This is a genomic window from Aquimarina macrocephali (assembly GCF_051627225.1).
Classification (GTDB): Bacteria; Bacteroidota; Bacteroidia; order Flavobacteriales; family Flavobacteriaceae; genus Aquimarina; species Aquimarina macrocephali.
Window position 1 is genome coordinate 214,453 of sequence record NZ_CP151795.1, and the last position, 16,508, is coordinate 230,960.

Annotated in this window: 16 protein-coding genes; 2 read left to right on the forward strand and 14 right to left on the reverse strand. The window is 33.9% G+C overall.

Annotated features, from left to right (window positions below):
• Positions 1–2: 2 nt before the first annotated feature.
• The 10 genes from hisC to hpaH all read right to left on the reverse strand — a co-directional run bounded on the left by hisC (position 3) and on the right by hpaH (position 10,142).
• Positions 3–1,094, reverse strand: coding sequence for a histidinol-phosphate transaminase (hisC, locus tag AAFU52_RS00925; RefSeq protein WP_438424766.1), 1,092 nt, complete (start codon positions 1,092–1,094; stop codon positions 3–5).
• A 94-nt stretch (positions 1,095–1,188) separates the two neighbouring features.
• Positions 1,189–1,782, reverse strand: coding sequence for a metallophosphoesterase (locus AAFU52_RS00930; protein WP_438424768.1), 594 nt, complete (start codon positions 1,780–1,782; stop codon positions 1,189–1,191).
• A 19-nt stretch (positions 1,783–1,801) separates the two neighbouring features.
• Entirely contained in the window at positions 1,802–3,436 is a 1,635-nt protein-coding gene (locus tag AAFU52_RS00935) for a thiamine pyrophosphate-dependent enzyme (RefSeq protein WP_438424770.1), read from the reverse strand.
• Positions 3,437–3,439: 3 nt separating this feature from the next.
• Positions 3,440–4,945 carry an aldehyde dehydrogenase family protein gene (locus AAFU52_RS00940; protein WP_438424771.1) on the reverse strand — a complete coding sequence of 502 codons (1,506 nt, stop codon included), beginning with the start codon at positions 4,943–4,945 and terminating at the stop codon, positions 3,440–3,442.
• Positions 4,946–5,308 (reverse strand): 5-carboxymethyl-2-hydroxymuconate Delta-isomerase, encoded by a 363-nt coding sequence (locus AAFU52_RS00945; RefSeq protein ID WP_024772175.1) that lies wholly within the window; start codon positions 5,306–5,308, stop codon positions 4,946–4,948.
• Positions 5,309–5,350: 42 nt separating this feature from the next.
• A complete protein-coding gene (gene hpaD / locus AAFU52_RS00950; protein WP_438424773.1) occupies positions 5,351–6,205 on the reverse strand; it encodes a 3,4-dihydroxyphenylacetate 2,3-dioxygenase in 855 nt (284 codons plus the stop codon).
• 10 nt (positions 6,206–6,215) lie between these two features.
• Positions 6,216–7,730 (reverse strand): 5-carboxymethyl-2-hydroxymuconate semialdehyde dehydrogenase, encoded by a 1,515-nt coding sequence (gene hpaE, locus AAFU52_RS00955; protein WP_438424775.1) that lies wholly within the window; start codon positions 7,728–7,730, stop codon positions 6,216–6,218.
• Positions 7,730–8,473, reverse strand: a complete 744-nt coding sequence (locus AAFU52_RS00960; RefSeq protein WP_438424777.1) for a fumarylacetoacetate hydrolase family protein — start codon at positions 8,471–8,473, stop codon at positions 7,730–7,732. The genes hpaE and AAFU52_RS00960 overlap by 1 nt, the downstream gene beginning before the upstream one ends.
• Before the next feature lie 60 nt (positions 8,474–8,533).
• Positions 8,534–9,334, reverse strand: coding sequence for an aldolase/citrate lyase family protein (locus AAFU52_RS00965; RefSeq protein ID WP_024772171.1), 801 nt, complete (start codon positions 9,332–9,334; stop codon positions 8,534–8,536).
• Between the two features lie 4 nt (positions 9,335–9,338).
• A complete protein-coding gene (gene hpaH, locus AAFU52_RS00970; RefSeq protein ID WP_438424781.1) occupies positions 9,339–10,142 on the reverse strand; it encodes a 2-oxo-hept-4-ene-1,7-dioate hydratase in 804 nt (267 codons plus the stop codon).
• 124 nt (positions 10,143–10,266) lie between these two features.
• Here hpaH and AAFU52_RS00975 point away from each other — a divergent pair, with 124 nt between their 5' ends.
• Positions 10,267–11,178: an AraC family transcriptional regulator gene (locus AAFU52_RS00975; RefSeq protein WP_024772169.1), complete on the forward strand. Its 912-nt coding sequence runs from the start codon at positions 10,267–10,269 to the stop codon at positions 11,176–11,178.
• A gap of 3 nt (positions 11,179–11,181) precedes the next feature.
• Here AAFU52_RS00975 and AAFU52_RS00980 read toward each other — a convergent pair whose 3' ends face one another.
• A complete protein-coding gene (locus AAFU52_RS00980) occupies positions 11,182–11,478 on the reverse strand; it encodes a hypothetical protein (protein WP_024772168.1) in 297 nt (98 codons plus the stop codon).
• A gap of 754 nt (positions 11,479–12,232) precedes the next feature.
• On the opposite strand from AAFU52_RS00980, the gene AAFU52_RS00985 reads away from it, so the two are divergent.
• The gene (locus AAFU52_RS00985) at positions 12,233–14,437 is read left to right on the forward strand and encodes a transglycosylase domain-containing protein (RefSeq protein ID WP_438424784.1); all 2,205 of its coding nucleotides are present in this window, start codon (positions 12,233–12,235) and stop codon (positions 14,435–14,437) included.
• Positions 14,438–14,461: 24 nt separating this feature from the next.
• Here AAFU52_RS00985 and AAFU52_RS00990 read toward each other — a convergent pair whose 3' ends face one another.
• The 3 genes from AAFU52_RS00990 to AAFU52_RS01000 form a co-directional block, all read right to left on the reverse strand.
• Complete coding sequence (locus AAFU52_RS00990; protein WP_024772166.1) at positions 14,462–15,034, reverse strand: phosphatase PAP2 family protein; 573 nt, start codon at positions 15,032–15,034, stop codon at positions 14,462–14,464.
• 23 nt (positions 15,035–15,057) lie between these two features.
• Positions 15,058–15,285: a hypothetical protein gene (locus AAFU52_RS00995; protein ID WP_024772165.1), complete on the reverse strand. Its 228-nt coding sequence runs from the start codon at positions 15,283–15,285 to the stop codon at positions 15,058–15,060.
• A gap of 74 nt (positions 15,286–15,359) precedes the next feature.
• Complete coding sequence (locus AAFU52_RS01000; protein ID WP_084050528.1) at positions 15,360–16,445, reverse strand: OmpA family protein; 1,086 nt, start codon at positions 16,443–16,445, stop codon at positions 15,360–15,362.
• Positions 16,446–16,508 lie beyond the last annotated feature (63 nt).

Sequence of the window (16,508 nt, forward strand, 5' to 3'; positions counted from 1 at the left end):
TTTTATAGCAATGTTTTTAATACTTCGAAAAACATAGTATTTATAATCGGTGTTGCCACTGTTACTCTAATATGGTCTTTAACTCCAAACTTACTACATGGTCTTACCATAATACCTGCTTTCAGAAAAGAATTTGTTATTTTTTCTTCGTCTATTGGAGATCTAAATAAAATAAAATTAGCTTCACTTTTCCAGTATGTAATACCCATCTTCTCAAATTGTGTATACATCCACTTCTTTTGTTCGCTAATTAATTTTTGAGTGTTTTCTATATGTTCATCATCTGTTAAAGCCGCAACTGCAGCGGCAGTGCTTAACACATTAATCATAAAAGGCCTGCTTATTTTCTGTAGATACGAAGCAATTTTAGGGGTTGAAAATGCATAACCAATACGCATCCCTGCTAATCCATATGCTTTTGAAAAACTGTGAATAGCAATTACATTTTTATTTTTTTTGATATAATATGCAGCATTACAAAAATCTGGGTCTTCTACAAAATGAAAATATACTTCATCATAAATTACAATAACAGTATCTGGGATATTATCTAATAAATAATCCACATCTTTTTTAGGAATTATAGTTCCCGTAGGATTATTGGGAGTAGTCAAAAATATCAATCGTGTGTTCTCATTAACCGCATCAATAATTCCTTCTACATCTAAGCTAAAATCCGGTATTTTTAAAGGAATATCAATTACTGTAGCATTTTCTATACTCGCAAAATTACCATAAGCTTTAAATGTTGGAGAAGAAACGATTACTTCACTATCGGCATCCAAAAATCCTCTACATATGATATCAATAATTTCTACACCACTATTTGCAGTTATATACTGATTTGCTTTAACACCATTGTCATAATGATCGGCTAATGCCTTTTTCAACAAAGAATCATCTCTATGGTGATATTCAGACAGTTCATTTAACGATTCTTGTATAGCTTCTAACGCTTTTGGCGAAGGCCCTAAAAAGTTCTCATTCGAAGAAAGCTTGTATATTTTTTGGCGTTCACTTTTGTTTTCATGTTCAGCTTTTGTCGCACCTACTTTATATGGATTAGTGTCTAATATATGTTTCTTGTATATCATTTGATTATTTTGGTATGGACTCTAGAAAAGTAAAAATTAGTTTTTGAAACAGAATGAATTAAAGTGTCATTATTATAGCACTTTTTGTTTTACTTCACATATTGAAAGCTTTTTCAGAGCGAAGCTGCAATACTTCTTTATTTTTCTTAAAAAATTCTGTTACTAATCCTGTTTTTAATGTTTTACTATTCTCAAGCTCTAAGATTTTTACGTCATTAGTATCTGTATCATAAATAGCCAAAGAGGCTATTCCTGTTTTATGAGCAGAAATCTCTCCTGGGTTTACAATCCATGTTTCATTTTCTTTTTGAATTGAAGATATGTGGGTATGTCCAAAAAAAACTGCATCATACAATCTAGAAGTTGCCATTGGAATGGCAAGATCATCGTAATGAGAAATAAAAATTTTGCGATTATCTATTTCTAAAAAGTCATACGTATTCAGGCTTACACTAAGATTGCTATTCTGATAATGGGCTACTTTAGTAATTTCTACTTTTTCGCCATCATTATTTCCCCAAATCGTAAATACAGGAATCGTAGAACACGACAATACTTTTGCTATACCAGCATTCATTAAATCTCCCAAGCAAAGTATGTGCTTACAATTCTGTCTTTCAATTTCCTCTAATGCAAGAATAAGATTATGGAAATTTTCATGAATATCTGATATTATAGCTATTTTCATCTGTATACATCTTTATAGATTATTTTACACCTCTCAGTTTAGGCATTGATTTAAATTGATCTGTAGAAGGCATATCAATGCCAACTCCTATTTCTATTAGTGTTGGCAATTCTTGTTCTTTTGCTTTTTGTATTGCTTGTCTAAAACTATCAAAATCTGTTACTTTTTCTGCATTAGCACCATATGATTTTGCCATTGAGATAAAGTCTGGGTTCGTCAAATCACTAGCTATCACCTTATTTCCATAGTTATTGATCTGCATATTCTGCACATTCCCAAAGGCATTATTATTAAACAAGCAAATGATTACGCCTATCTTGTGATGTACAGCTGTAGCTAATTCTTGTACAGCAAACATAAACCCACCGTCACCGCAAACTGTAACTACAGGTAATTCTGGTTTTGCTATTTTTGCTCCAAGTGCAGTAGGAAACCCCCATCCTAAAGTGCCCATATATCCTGTAGATAAATAGGTTCTGGGAGCATAGGCTTCCCATAGCATTCTGCTGGCAAAACCAACCTGTGTTAGCTCATCTACAAAGATCCCATTGTCTGGTAATTCTTCTCTAATAATTCTCAAATATGTAGCTTGAGGTTCTAAATACGCTGTTTTTTCTTTCCAACTAGCTTTTAATGCCTGCATTTCTTTTTCTCTACTAGCTCTTTGAGGGATTTTGTTTTTAAGTACCTCTAAGATTGCTTTTGATGCTTGTCCCGCATTAGCTGTTAAGGCAATATCTGGTGTTGTAATTTTATCATGATCATTAGTATCTATATTAATACTAATAAATGACAGGTGTTCATCAATCCCCCATTTTAATATAGGCATACGTACATGACTTCCTATCCCCACAACCACATCTGCTTCTTTCCATAATTCATACGCAGCCGGTACTGGATGACTCAGATAATTTCTAGAAGAGACGACACCTTTTCCTGTTCGATATGCAAATACCGGAATTTGCATATAATTAGCCAGTGCTGTAATTTCTTCACTGGCATCCATAGCTCCACTTCCTACAAAAATTAATGGTTTTTTTGCATGGATCAAAGCTTCTGCTATGTTGCTAATTATAGATGTATCTATTTCTTCTTTTTGTTTTGCTTTCGCGAAAGCGGGAAATTCCATTTCATCAGAACTCATTAACAAGTCCATAGAAATTTCTAATCCCACTGGCTGTGGTCTTCCAGTTTCCATTTCCTGAAAGGATTTCTGTATTTTATGTGGTATTTCTTTAATATCATTCACCTTATCCGAATATTTGGTAAGGCGTTTCATTATCCCCAATTGGTCGTTAGACTCATGTAATACACCCCAACCTTTTCCTTGAGTTTTTAAAGGAGTTTGACCAACTAATGCTAGTACTTTTGCATTCAATCCATAGGCTGTTAACAAAGCTGCCGAACTATTAAGGAATCCTGGTCCAGGAACTACATTATAGACTGCCGTTTCACCAGATGCCAGGTGATATCCTAATGCCATGTACCCTACTCCTTGCTCATGGCGCGTATGTATTACCGATATTTCATCCTGATAATCATAAAATGCATTGTACAACCAATCGTTTTGTACTCCCGGTAAACCAAAGACTATTTTAACCCCTTGTTTTATCAATGATTGTACAACGACCTGTCCCCCCGTTAATTTTGTCATAGTTTAGTATACTATATTTACTGCTTTTGTTTTTGTAAAAGCATATAATCCCTCTTTTCCTAATTCTTTTCCTATCCCCGATTGTTTAAATCCACCTAAAGGGAAATGAGGATCTGATCGAGCATTAGAGTTTACCCATACCCAGCCAGCTTCTAGCTCGTCTACCATTCGCATAGATTTAGAAATATCCTTAGTGAAAACAGTAGAAGAAAGTCCGTAATTAGTCTGATTAGCTAATTTAATAGCCTCGTCAACAGTTTTAAAAGGTACACCAACTAGTACAGGACCAAAAATCTCTTCCTGTAGTACTCTAAGGTTATTATCTGTAGCTGAGAAAATAGCAGGCTCTAAAAAATACCCTTTATCTTTTATTTTTTTTCCACCCGAAATCAAGGTAGCTCCCTCTTCGTTACCTAATTTTATATAATCGATAACTGTATCTAAATGTGATTTACACACCAAAGGTCCTAAAGTCACATTATCCTCAAACCCATGTCCAATTTTCATTTTTTGAGCGCTGTGCATAATATCAGTCATGACTTTATCATAAACCTTTTCCTGAATATACACTCTGGAACCTGAAACACAAATTTGTCCCATATTTCTAAAAATACCTTGTGATACACATTGGGACGCCCAATCCAAATCTGCATCTTCAAAAACAATTGCAGGAGATTTTCCTCCCAGTTCTAATGATATTCCTGTAATAGAATCGATAGCTGCTTTTCCTATAGATTTTCCGGTAGTCGTAGATCCTGTAAAAGTTACTTTATCAATATCTGGATGTGATACTAAAGCATTTCCCGTAGTGCTACCATTACCTAATATAATATTAACTACACCTGCCGGAAAACCGGCTTCTGCTATAAGTTCTGCTAACACCAAAGAATTTAGAGGTGTTTCTCCCGATGGTTTTAATACTACTGTACAACCTGCTGCCAGAGCAGGTGCCAGTTTCCAGGCTGCAATAGAGAACGGGGTATTCCAGGGTATAACTGCTGCCACTACTCCTATAGGTTCTCTACGTGTAAAAGCAAAATTTTGTTTATTATGAGGTTGCGGAATAGAAATATTAAAGGTTTCTCCTTCAATTTTACTACACCATCCAGCATAGTATCTAAACGTTTTGGCTGCGCCTAATACTTCAGATTTTCTGGCTTCGGCAAAGGGTTTTCCATTTTCTAAAGTGATTACTTCGGCGATATGATCTGCATTTTCTTCAATTAAATCACTTAATTTATAGAGTAATCGCTCTCGGTCTGCAGGGAGCATTTTTCGCCATTCATGGGTATAAAAGGCTTTTTTAGCTGCACTCACTGCTTTGTTTACATCTTCTGGTGAAGAAATAGGAATGGTAGCTATCACCTCTTCATTAGCAGGATTAATCACCTGGCCAACCTCATCACCATTTGCTAAAACCCAATCATTATTTATAAAATTTTTCTTAGACAGATCACTAAAAAAAGATGTAGTCTTTGGGTGTAACGAAAGTTCTTGGATTGATTTCATTTATCTAACAGCATTTTTGGTTAAGTCTAGTCCCTTTATCAATTCTTTTATCTCTGTAGAAAGGATAATCTCTTTCGCATTGATTTCACTCTCAAAATATTTTTGTAACACTTTCATACCTATCTCAGACAATTCTTTTCGAACTTCGAGAGAACGACCTTCGCGTAAACGAATCAATAGATTTATCATTTTATAATCAGGATTTCCATCAATTATGAAATAATCACTAGATTGTACAACTCTACATTTTACTCCCAATTGAGGAATATGTCCAGTAGCTACAAATTCATTAGTTAAAGTTTGAAAAATAGCTTTAAAATCTGCTTCTATATTATCTGAACATTCTAATGTTATGTGCGGCATTACCTTAGTATATTAGGTTATTTGTATTACTATTAATACACTTCATGAAACAGGAAAAACCACATTTACCTGTCCTGTACCCGAACTCGGAAAATATTCTCCTATTTGTTCACATCTATTTTTATATTTATCCCAACCGATTGCTCCATATAGCATCGCTGTATCATGCATATTTCCTTCACCAGAGCATCTCTCGGCATATTCTGGTAAAAGCTTCAAGAACGTTTTATGTTCTCCTTTTTTCCACAAGTCAAGTACATGAAGATCCATCTGTCGGTTAAACTCGCTTGATATTGTAAAAGTCCCATTATTTGCTTCATAATCTTCATTTGCCCACATTTTATGAGAAAGAGAACCTGATGCCAATAACATTACATTATTATCACTTTCTTCAACTGCTTCGGCAATAGCTTCTCCTAACTTGCGAGAAGATTCATGACTATGAACCGTACACATAGCTGCAATAGATACTACTTTCAAATCTCTTTCAGGATTCATATAGTGCATAGGAACCAGAGTGCCATACTCAAGTGTAAGAGATTCAATATTATGAGATTCTGTATGCACTCCTTTTTCCATGGCTTTTCTAGCTATAGCATTTCCTAAATCAGAATTTCCGCAATATTCATAATCCATATTTTGAATAAATTGAGGGAATTCATGACTTGTATATGTGCCTTTAAAATAACTACCGGCATTGATATGGTATCCTGCATTTACGAGCCAATGTGTATCTAAAACAATTATAGTATCTGCTTTATTAGCACGACCTCGACGAGCTATTTCTTTATGACCATCAATAGCTTGTTGTCTACAGCCATATAATTTTCCTGGTCTCTCGGATAGCAACATTGTTGGAACATGTGTTATTTTGGCTGCTAATACTATTCTTCCCATAATGTTAATTTTATTCAATCCCCAATTTTGGGATTTCATGATCTCCTAGTGCTACAGAAATATTTTTGGTTTCCATATAAAAGTCAAAACTATACTCTCCTCCATCTCTGCCTATACCACTATATTTAACTCCTCCAAAAGGTGTGGGTAAGTGTCTTACATTTTGCGAATTTATCCATACCATTCCTGCTTCTACTTCATGTGCTATGCGATGTGCACGACCTACATCTTTCGTCCAGATATAAGCTGTTAATCCATATTTTACGGCATTAGCTATTTCGATGGCTTCATCTTCAGTTTCAAATGGAATTACGGTTAGAAATGGTCCAAAAACTTCTTCCTGAGCAATACGCATATCTTTTGATGCATCTATAAATAATGTTGGGTTTACGTAACATCCTTTTTCTAATCCATCCGGTTTACCACCACCTACTGCCAGAATCGCTCCTTCACCTTTTCCTATTTCACCATAGCTCAATACTTTCTCCTGATGCGAAGGATGAATCATAGGGCCAATTTCTGTTACCGGATCTAATGGATGCCCCACTTTTATATTACCGACTCTCTTTTTTAATTTTTCAACAAAATCCGAATAGATATCTTTTTGTAATAATAATCGACTACTTGATGTACACCGCTCTCCATTAAGGCTGTATTTCATAAAAATTGCAGCATCTAGAGCTCTCTCTACATCAGCATCATTAAAAACAATAATAGGGTTTTGTCCTCCTAATTCTAAATGCACTCTTTTTAACGTTGGTGCTCCTTGTTTCATAATGCGGCTACCTGTTGTAGTTTCTCCAATAAATGCAACTGCCTTTATGTGTTCATGTTCTGTCAATGATTTTCCTGCTGTTTCTCCAAAACCATGTACCACATTCCATACTCCTTTTGGCAATCCTGCTTCATGTGCTAGTTCTGCAAGTCTAGCTGCTGTTACGGGGCTAAATTCGGCAGGTTTATGAACGACAGTACAACCTGCTGCCAGAGCTGGTGCTATCTTCCATGTACTTAGCATAAATGGAGTATTCCAGGGAGTAATGATACCTACTGGCCCGATGGGTTGACGCATGGTATAATTTGCATGATGGGTATCTGGTGTAGATAACCCATTTTGTGCATCAATGGCTTTATCTGCAAAATACTTAAAGTTTGCAGCACCTCTAATCGCGGCTTTTTTCATAAAACGGATAGGTTGCCCTGTATCATAGCTTTCTAGTACTGCAATTTCATCTGCATGTTCTTCTATTTTTTCTGCTATAGCATATAAAATATCTCGTCTATTTTTATGAGACATCGCTTTCCACCCTGTAAAAGCATTCATTGCAGCCCGAGCTGCATTATCAATATCTTCTTTATCACTTTCTACTACATTAGTTATAAAACTTCCATCTACAGGTGTTGTATTCTCAAATGTTTTTCCTGAAATCGCTTCAACAGTTTTTCCATTGATAAGATTCTTGATACCTCTTTCTTTCAATTGAGGTAAAAACCGATGTAATAATTCTAAATTCTCGTCTAACATTATTCTGCTATTAAGTAATTTTCTAATTTTCCAATACCCGATACTTCACATACTACTGTATCTCCCGGATAAATGTGTGATACTCCTTCTGGAGTTCCTGACCAAATCATATCGCCGGGATTAAGTGTCATAAAATCTGACATATACTCTATCAATTCTGCAATGTTATGTCTAATATTTTTGGTATTACCTTCTTGTCTTAGTTCCCCATTCACCCAGGTTTTAAGGGAAACATTATTAGGGTTTATATCTTTGGCATCTACCATCCACGGACCACAAGGACCCCAGGTATCAAATCCTTTTGCCTTAAGTGGTGGTCTGTAATAATTAACCACAAAATCACGAACTGTAATTTCATTGCCTACCATATAATATCCAACATAATCTAATGCATCAGCTGCTTTAACTTTTCTGCACGAACGACCTATTACAGCTACAAGTTCACATTCGTAGTGCATATAATCTATTCCCGACGGAACAATAATATTGGATTTATGCCCAATCATCGTGTGGGGCATTTTGTGAAACAATATGGGATATTCTGGAATCTCTAACTTTAATTCCTTAGCATGATCTGCATACGCTAATGCTACACCAATTGCTTTACCGACTCCTTGCGGGTCAAGGGGTGGAAGAAACATAACATCATCAGGATTAAATTCTTGTGTACCTTTTAGAATAACATCATTTTCATAAATCCCTTGATGGATTCCTCCATTATACGCAAACCTTACGTGTTTCATACATTTATATTTATTGCCGAATCAAATTCTCACTACTATAATCTTTTTGCTTTTCACAAATCAGTAACGTGTATTTGACGTATTATCTTTTTGTTCTGGTTTATAGTGTTCTGCTAATTCTTTTGCTGTTTTTGAAAGTAGAAGAGTATCAATCCCGACTCCAATCATATTAGCACCTTGCTCACTGTAATAGTTAACAATTTCTTTTGATGTAGACAGGAAGCCTGCTGTTTTTCCTTTCGCCTTAATACGATGGATGGCTTTTACTATTACTTCTTTTACTTTTGGATGATTGGGTTGCCCTAAATACCCCATTGATCCTGCTAAATCTGCTGGTCCTATAAATACACCATCTACCCCATTTACTGCTAAGATTTCTTCTAAATGATTAATTCCTTCAACAGATTCCACCTGACAGATCAAACACATTTCATTATTAGCATCCAGGAAGTAATCATTAGTTCTATTCCATTTTGATGCTCTTGCCAATGCTGTACCTATGCCTCTAAAGCCTTCTGGGGGATAACGCATTGCCTTTACAAGTTCTTCTGCCTGTGATGCACTTTCGACCATCGGAACTAACAAGCTTTGCACACCGATATCCATAAGCTGTTTTATAAGTACAGAATCCCCAACAGGTGGGCGAACAATAACCTGCACATCATATGCTGCCATTACTTGCAATTGCGTCTGAATAGTTCGTAAATCAAATGGAGCATGTTCTCCATCAATTACAATCCAATCAAATCCAGATCCTGCCAAAATCTCTGCTGTAATGGTATCTACAATACCATTCCATATACCATAAATGGTTTCACGATTATGTACTGCTTCTTTGAATGAGTTTTTAGAAATATTCATGTTATTACATAAAATTACAAGTTATTTTCCCCAGTGAATTATAATCAACAGTAATAGTATCTCCGGCCTTTACAATAATCGGGCGTGTAAAAGAACCTGCCAAAATGATTTGTCCTGCGTCTAACGTTATATTGTGTTTTGCATATTTTTTTGCTAACCATATAACACCTTTGGCAGGGTGATCAAGCACAGCTGCAGCAACACCAGACTCTTCGATAGTTCCATTTTTGTATAATAATGCACCTACCCATCTTAAATCTATATCTCGAGGATTAATTCTGGTATTACCCAAAATGATCCCTGCATTAGCTGCATTATCAGAAATCGTGTCTTTAACAGTTCTACTATAATTTGTATTGGGATCAACCCGGAAAGTACGCGCTGCAATAAGTTCTAGTACAGGCACTACATAATCTGTTGCATCCAATACATCTTCTATTGTAAGAGTATCTCCGAAAAGTGGTTTTTTCAACACAAAAGCTAATTCTACCTCTATCCTTGGATCCAAAAAATCGGAAGTTTTTATCTCACAACCATTTTCATAAACCATATCGTCTAGTAGTGTTCCATAATCAGGTTCATTAATATTCATAGCGACCTGCATAACCTTAGAAGTAAGACCAATTTTATATCCAACTACTTTTCTACCTTCTTGCTTTTTGATATTAACCCACTCTTTCTGAATTTGATAGGCATCATTAATATCCATCTCAGGAAAATAATTTGTTGTGGCTACAACCTGTTTTTTATTTTTTTCTGAATCATGTAATCGATTTGCTTCCTCTTTTATTTGTGATGAAGTTAACATAGTATAATTTATTAGTTGCAATCTCGTTTATTTAAAAACAAAGTTGATTCATAAAAGTGCTATAATTGTTTCACTTTTTGTTGTTCTGCTACTATTTATATGTATAATGGATTATTTTTGATGTATGAAAGATAAAGATTTGATTCGATTAGATAAATTTTCGGATAAAAAAGATTTGCCCTTTTTTATGCGTCCCTTACTTCATGAAAAAAACAGAGATAGAAAAAAAAGAGACCCGCATCGTCATACATATCATGAGATTATTTATTTTAAATCCGGTGAAGCACTTCAGAACATAGACGATGAAATTATAAACCTGAAAACTCCGAATACTTTTTATTTAATAGAGCGAGGACAGGTACATGATTTCATTAAAGGAAAAAACATGCAGGGTTTTCTAATTCGTTTTGATAGTGAGCTTATTCCTTTTCAAAAAACAATCGATAACATCTCTTTTTTATCCATAATTCATAACATATCTAAGGTAAATACAATTATTTTAGGTAAGGAAGATGTATCACAATTTGAAGCAATTTTAAACCAGCTTCATTATGAATATCTATCTCCTTTATATTCATATGGGAGAAGAAATACAATCGTTTTTCTATTACTTACTTTATTGGTAAAATTGCAACGAAAATGTAATGAAATCAATAGTGATGAGCAAAATTTAAATCAATCTTATGAAAAAAAGATGTATTATAAGTTTCTAGAATTGCTAGAACTTAATTTTTCTAGTTATCACGAATGTGATTTTTATGCTCATGAACTCGGTTTATCAAACAGAAAATTAACCGAGATCACAATGTTTGTCAATGGATCTTCAAGCAAAAAAATTATTATTGATCGTATCATTATTGAAGCAAAACGATTATTACTCTATAGCCAAATCAGTTCGAAAGAAATTTCTTTTATATTGGGATTTGAAAGCCCTTCATATTTTAGCAGGCTTTTTAAAAACAAAACTGGAGAATCCCCAAATTCATATAAAAAAAATATCAAAAGCAAAGAAAATGCATATTTCGAAAAAAGATGATGATTATTTATCATCAATATCTGCTACTTGATCTTCACGCACTTCTTCAGGAATATCACTTGTAGTGCTTACAGTTTCTTCTTCCTCTTCAAAACTTTGCATAGTATCTGCAAGACGTTTGCTAATTTTAACCAAATAGATAGTCTCTTCTGTTCTTACCTCTACAGCTTCTATTGCTTCATTATGCTGATTTCTAAAATGAACAATATCTTTATCGGCATAGCCATCGGGAAACTTTTCTACAAGTAGGTTTAAAATATTTTTATTAAGCTTTTTGTAGTCAACAATTACTCTTTTCATAGGACTCAAGGTTTTAAGAATTAATTCTATACTTTATATATTTCAAATAACATTTTTTTTGCTAAATGTTATTATCTCGACTATAAATCTTGGAGTAGTTTTTATTAAGTTACTCCAAGTAATTTTCAATTGAGCGTATATTATTTCACTGAGTAATTTGTTACTACAAGTCTAAATAAAAAAAATGAAACTTTTAAGAAATCAACTTTAAAAATCAATTATTTTTTTCAAATTTTTACTTGTTAAAAATTTGATTTTTTTCTATGACCGTAATGTATTTTCAAAACTCTTTAGGAAATTTATATTTACAACGGGTCACTTTTTATATCAAAGCTCAAATCCAAAAGGAAAAAAGACACTAGGTATTATATAAAACTTGATTTTAAGAAAAATGGGGTACTATATATTTCTCTGAGAATTTTAATCTTTTTATATGCTTTCACTTTGGAACCCTATGAGAGTATAGAGTCATTCTCGATATATTTGCAGGCGATTTGGTAGGTTTTTCTAACTGGGATTACTTTATGTTTTACTCTTATATATTTTAGTAGATATTAATGTTTTAATTGCAATACAAAAACTCTTTATTTTTACTTCGCTACTTTTTTCATTGTTTATAACAATAATGATTGTATTATTTATTAGAGGTTTCAGAAAAAAACAAGAAACCCATATCTCCTAATAATATGGCATTTTCGACGTTATGTATGTCGGTATTATGATTATGATAAAGACGACATTTAAAAAAAAATGGGTGAAATGGTTATTATATACCATTGGTGGGTTCATTTTCTTCAGCATTTGCTTTTATGCTAGTATCTATTTTGGCTTTTGGGGTAAATTACCTGACAAAGAAGAATTAAGCTCTTTAAAACAGGCCGAGGCCACTCAAGTACTCGATAAAGATGGTCATATGATTGGTAAATATTACATCTATGACAGACAACCTATATCTTACGAAGATTTACCTCAGCACCTTATTGATGCACTAGTAGCTACAGAGGATGTACGCTTCTATGAACATGATGGTGTAGATAACACAAGCTTATTACGCGTGTTTTTTAAAACCATTTTGCTTAGAGATAAATCTTCGGGAGGAGGAAGTACCATAACTTTACAATTGGCAAAAAACCTCTTCGGAAGAAAAAAACACAAATTGTTTAGTACAGTAATCAATAAATTGAAAGAATCTTTTGTTGCCAAAAGAATAGAAGATATTTATTCAAAAAAAGAGATTCTTACACTATACTTCAATACTGTTCCGTTTCCAGACAATACCTACGGAATAGAAAGTGCCGCCCAGAAATTCTTTAATAAATCCACTCATCAATTAACACTATCAGAAGCAGCCACACTTATAGGAACATTAAAAGCCAATCATAGTTATAACCCAAGACTTTTTCCAGAAAGAAGTCAGTTAAGAAGGGATGTTGTACTTCAACAAATGGCTAAATATGAGTACCTAAGTGCTCATCGATCAAATCAAACAATGAGTCAGCCTATCATCATGGATTATCAATATTTTAATCACGATCTTGGATTGGCACCTTATTTCAGAGAAGAAGTAAAAAAAGAATTGATCAACATCTTAGAAAAACATAAAAAGCCAGATAGCACTGTTTATGACATCTATAATGATGGTTTGATTATACATACTACGCTAGATTATAAAATGCAGGTTTTGGCAGAAGAAGCCATGAAAGAACATATGCAAGTTTTACAAAACGATTATGAAAAATCTTTTGGCAGTGCTGCCCCCTGGAAAAACAATAAAGACCTTGTTAATAATGCTGTCAAAAACCTCAAAATTTATACTATTTACAAAGAACAAGGACTGACAGAAGCACAAATTGAAGATTCTCTTTCTGCAAAGAAAGACATAGAACTGTTCGAATGGAATGGTAACATTACTAAAAAAATATCTTCTCTGGATAGTATACAACATTACCTGAAGTTTCTTAATACAGGAATGATTGCTATCGAACCAACAACGGGTGCGGTACAAGCATATCTGGGAGGTATTGATTATCGTTATTTTAAATATGACCATGTTTCGCAAAGCGAAAGGCAGGTTGGATCTACTTTTAAACCTTTTGTTTATACTACTGCTATAGAAAATGGCATGAAGCCTTGTTCTTATTTTTCGACAAAAGAGATTACCTATACAAATTTGGATAACTGGACGCCTAAAAATGCATCAGAACAAAATGATCCTTATCTTAATTTTACGCTAGAAAAAGCACTAAGCAACTCTGTTAATACTATTGCCGTAAAGGTGCTTAATGAGGTTGGTATCCCAAAAGTTGTAGATCAGGTAAAAAAACTAGGAGTCACGGCTGTACTTTCTGAAGAGCCTGCAATGGCATTGGGTACAGATGGTATTAAATTAAAAGAATTAGCAGGTGCTTATGCAAGTTATGTAAATGAAGGTAAAAGTGTTAAGCCATTTTATATTTCGAGAATTGAGGATAAAAACGGTCGTTTAATTGCTTCTTTCGAGCCTGAAATAGCTAAGGCTCCTGCTTATAGTGATTACACCAGGCAGGTACTTTTAGAAATGATGAAATCTACTGTAGAGCAAGGTACTGCAACCAGGCTTAGAGCCACCTATAACCTCAAAAACGATATTGCAGGAAAAACAGGAACCACCCAAGACAATAAGGACGGTTGGTTTGTAGGGATCACTCCGAATTTAGTAACGATCACCTGGGTAGGAAATGATAATTATAATATTGGTTTTAAAACTACCGCTTTAGGGCAAGGAGCCAATACGGCATTACCAATTTTTGCCAAATTATACCAAAAGATGAATCTGGATAGTACATTTGACCCTATTACAAAAAGTAAATTCGAAGAAAGCTCCAAGGAAGTTTTAAAAGACTTGGATTGTAGACCCGAAAAAAGAGATAATTTCCTTAAGCGTCTTTTTGGTAAAAAGAAGAAAAAGAAGAAGTTTTAGATTAATATAATTCTACATTACTTATTATACAACTTCTCCATATTTCTTTACCAGAAATGTATGTAGTTTAAAAGCACCTACTCCTAATAAAATACCTATTGCCATACCAGTAACGATATCACCGGGATAATGCACTCCTATATAAATTCTACTATAACTAACAACAATTGACCATACCACCATAAATGGGAAAATATATTTTAGGTGTTTTCTCAGGGCTAATCCAGTAAAAAAGGCTAATGCCATAGAACTTGCTGCATGACCTGAAAAATACCCATGACGCCCACAGCGTTCTGCAATAAAACGTGTAAACTCAGATACTCCATCTGCTCTACATGGCCTTGGTCGCATAAACAACACATTCTTAAACAGGTTAGATAACTGATCAGTAGCTGTAATTAATAACGCTACTACTATCAAAGTGATGATGGTACCTCTAATTCCAAAATATTTATAGAAAAAAATCAGTAATACTAAATACAAAGGAATTTGGTATAACTTCTCTGTCATAAATAACCAAAATCCATCCCATGCAGATGAGCCCAGATTATTGAGATATAAAAAAAGATCTTTATCTAATTGTATGAGGTCTTCCATTGTTATGGTTGTTTATTTATTTTTTATTCGTCGTAACGTTCTATTTCACGATCATAAAAATCGTTAGCAGCTACAAAAAGGTTTTCTGCTTCCTCTAACAATTCTTTTTCATCATCTTTATCAAACTCTTCAAGCCATTCTACTTCATCATTCTCCAGGTTGACAATAAACCTGGGAAACTCGGTATGAATTACAAAAATGGCATCTGGATAATCAGTATTATCGCCTAATAAGAATTTTGGAAAGTCCATAATGAATACTTAAAATTACAAAGTTTCAAAGGTACTATCTTTTTTAAGGAAATCAGAAAATTATTAGGGAACTACTATTCAATTTTAATTTCTATTCTATTGTTTGATTCTGGATCCAAATTAGAACCTGCAGTAACAACAGGCATAGTATCTCCAGCCGCTACTATTTCGATTAAAGATTCGTCTATACCTTGTTCAACAAAATATTTTTTCACATTACTTGCTCTCATTGCAGACATGATTTCATTCTCAAAAGATGAACCAGCATCATCTGCATGACCAATAATTTTAACTGTGCTTACTTTAAAAATAGTAACATATTGGATATAAGAATCCAATGCCTTTTGAATTTCTTTATATGCTTCACTTTCACCTACCAAAAATTCTACAGGCGAAAAATCAAGAGCCATATCACACACCTGGCTTGATGTAAGGTTTTTGGTATCTCTCATTTCCATTAGTAAAACATCGTCTACAAAATAGTAAGCTGTATCAAATCCTCCTCCTTTTACAGATTTTCCTTTTGGGCTATCTGAGAAATATCCCAACGAAATATATTTTTCTGTTCCTTTTGCTCTATATACACCACAAACTTTAGTCCATCCTTTGGTATTACATACCATTTTTGAAGATTCTATATTTAGAGGAAATCTAGAGGTGGTGGTTATTTTTGGTCTCCTGGCAGTAAAATATGATCCAATAGATGAAGTACAGGAATTCGAGATTCCTTCTCCTAAAGAAACATACATATGAAAATAGTAATATTTACCCTTGGATAATGGTTGTTTTAATTTGGCCGTCACTCCTTCTTTATAAGGACCTCCAGCAATATACATTCCTACTTTGCCTTCTCCTGTTCTGGGTTCTTGTGCTCCAAACTGCTTTAAAAAGTTAGGTGCTTTATGGATAAATCTAATATCCTCTAATCTTGGGTGATAAGCATCCGGAGAATTAATTGAAGCTTTCCAATCCTTAATAATTCCAAAATTTTGCATTTCCATATCTAATCGTGCAATCGCTGTATTTGTAGCTTCGAAACTAGGATTAGGAATAAGGTTTTGATTTTTACTATGGATAAAGTTTTGACTTATACTACTTTGGGTAACCATTATGGCAAGAACTACAAGCAGTAGACAAAATCTAGAATTTGGGACTCTCATATTTTGTATTCTCTTTTTTTGGAAAGATAGTTAATTATTCGTTAATACCAAATAAACGTAATA

What these genes read in the sequence shown, in the direction of transcription:
- AAFU52_RS00960 (WP_438424777.1), bottom strand. Translation starts at nt 8,473, where the DNA reads ATGAAACACGTAAGGTTTGCGTATAATGGAGGAATCCATCAAGGGATT.
- hpaE (WP_438424775.1), bottom strand. Translation starts at nt 7,730, where the DNA reads ATGTTAGACGAGAATTTAGAATTATTACATCGGTTTTTACCTCAATTG.
- hisC (WP_438424766.1), bottom strand. Translation starts at nt 1,094, where the DNA reads ATGATATACAAGAAACATATATTAGACACTAATCCATATAAAGTAGGT.
- AAFU52_RS00980 (WP_024772168.1), bottom strand. Translation starts at nt 11,478, where the DNA reads ATGAAAAGAGTAATTGTTGACTACAAAAAGCTTAATAAAAATATTTTA.
- AAFU52_RS00930 (WP_438424768.1), bottom strand. Translation starts at nt 1,782, where the DNA reads ATGAAAATAGCTATAATATCAGATATTCATGAAAATTTCCATAATCTT.
- hpaH (WP_438424781.1), bottom strand. Translation starts at nt 10,142, where the DNA reads ATGTTAACTTCATCACAAATAAAAGAGGAAGCAAATCGATTACATGAT.
- AAFU52_RS00965 (WP_024772171.1), bottom strand. Translation starts at nt 9,334, where the DNA reads ATGAATATTTCTAAAAACTCATTCAAAGAAGCAGTACATAATCGTGAA.
- AAFU52_RS00935 (WP_438424770.1), bottom strand. Translation starts at nt 3,436, where the DNA reads ATGACAAAATTAACGGGGGGACAGGTCGTTGTACAATCATTGATAAAA.
- AAFU52_RS00945 (WP_024772175.1), bottom strand. Translation starts at nt 5,308, where the DNA reads ATGCCGCACATAACATTAGAATGTTCAGATAATATAGAAGCAGATTTT.
- AAFU52_RS00940 (WP_438424771.1), bottom strand. Translation starts at nt 4,945, where the DNA reads ATGAAATCAATCCAAGAACTTTCGTTACACCCAAAGACTACATCTTTT.
- AAFU52_RS00990 (WP_024772166.1), bottom strand. Translation starts at nt 15,034, where the DNA reads ATGGAAGACCTCATACAATTAGATAAAGATCTTTTTTTATATCTCAAT.
- AAFU52_RS01000 (WP_084050528.1), bottom strand. Translation starts at nt 16,445, where the DNA reads ATGAGAGTCCCAAATTCTAGATTTTGTCTACTGCTTGTAGTTCTTGCC.
- hpaD (WP_438424773.1), bottom strand. Translation starts at nt 6,205, where the DNA reads ATGGGAAGAATAGTATTAGCAGCCAAAATAACACATGTTCCAACAATG.
- AAFU52_RS00995 (WP_024772165.1), bottom strand. Translation starts at nt 15,285, where the DNA reads ATGGACTTTCCAAAATTCTTATTAGGCGATAATACTGATTATCCAGAT.
- AAFU52_RS00975 (WP_024772169.1), top strand. Translation starts at nt 10,267, where the DNA reads ATGAAAGATAAAGATTTGATTCGATTAGATAAATTTTCGGATAAAAAA.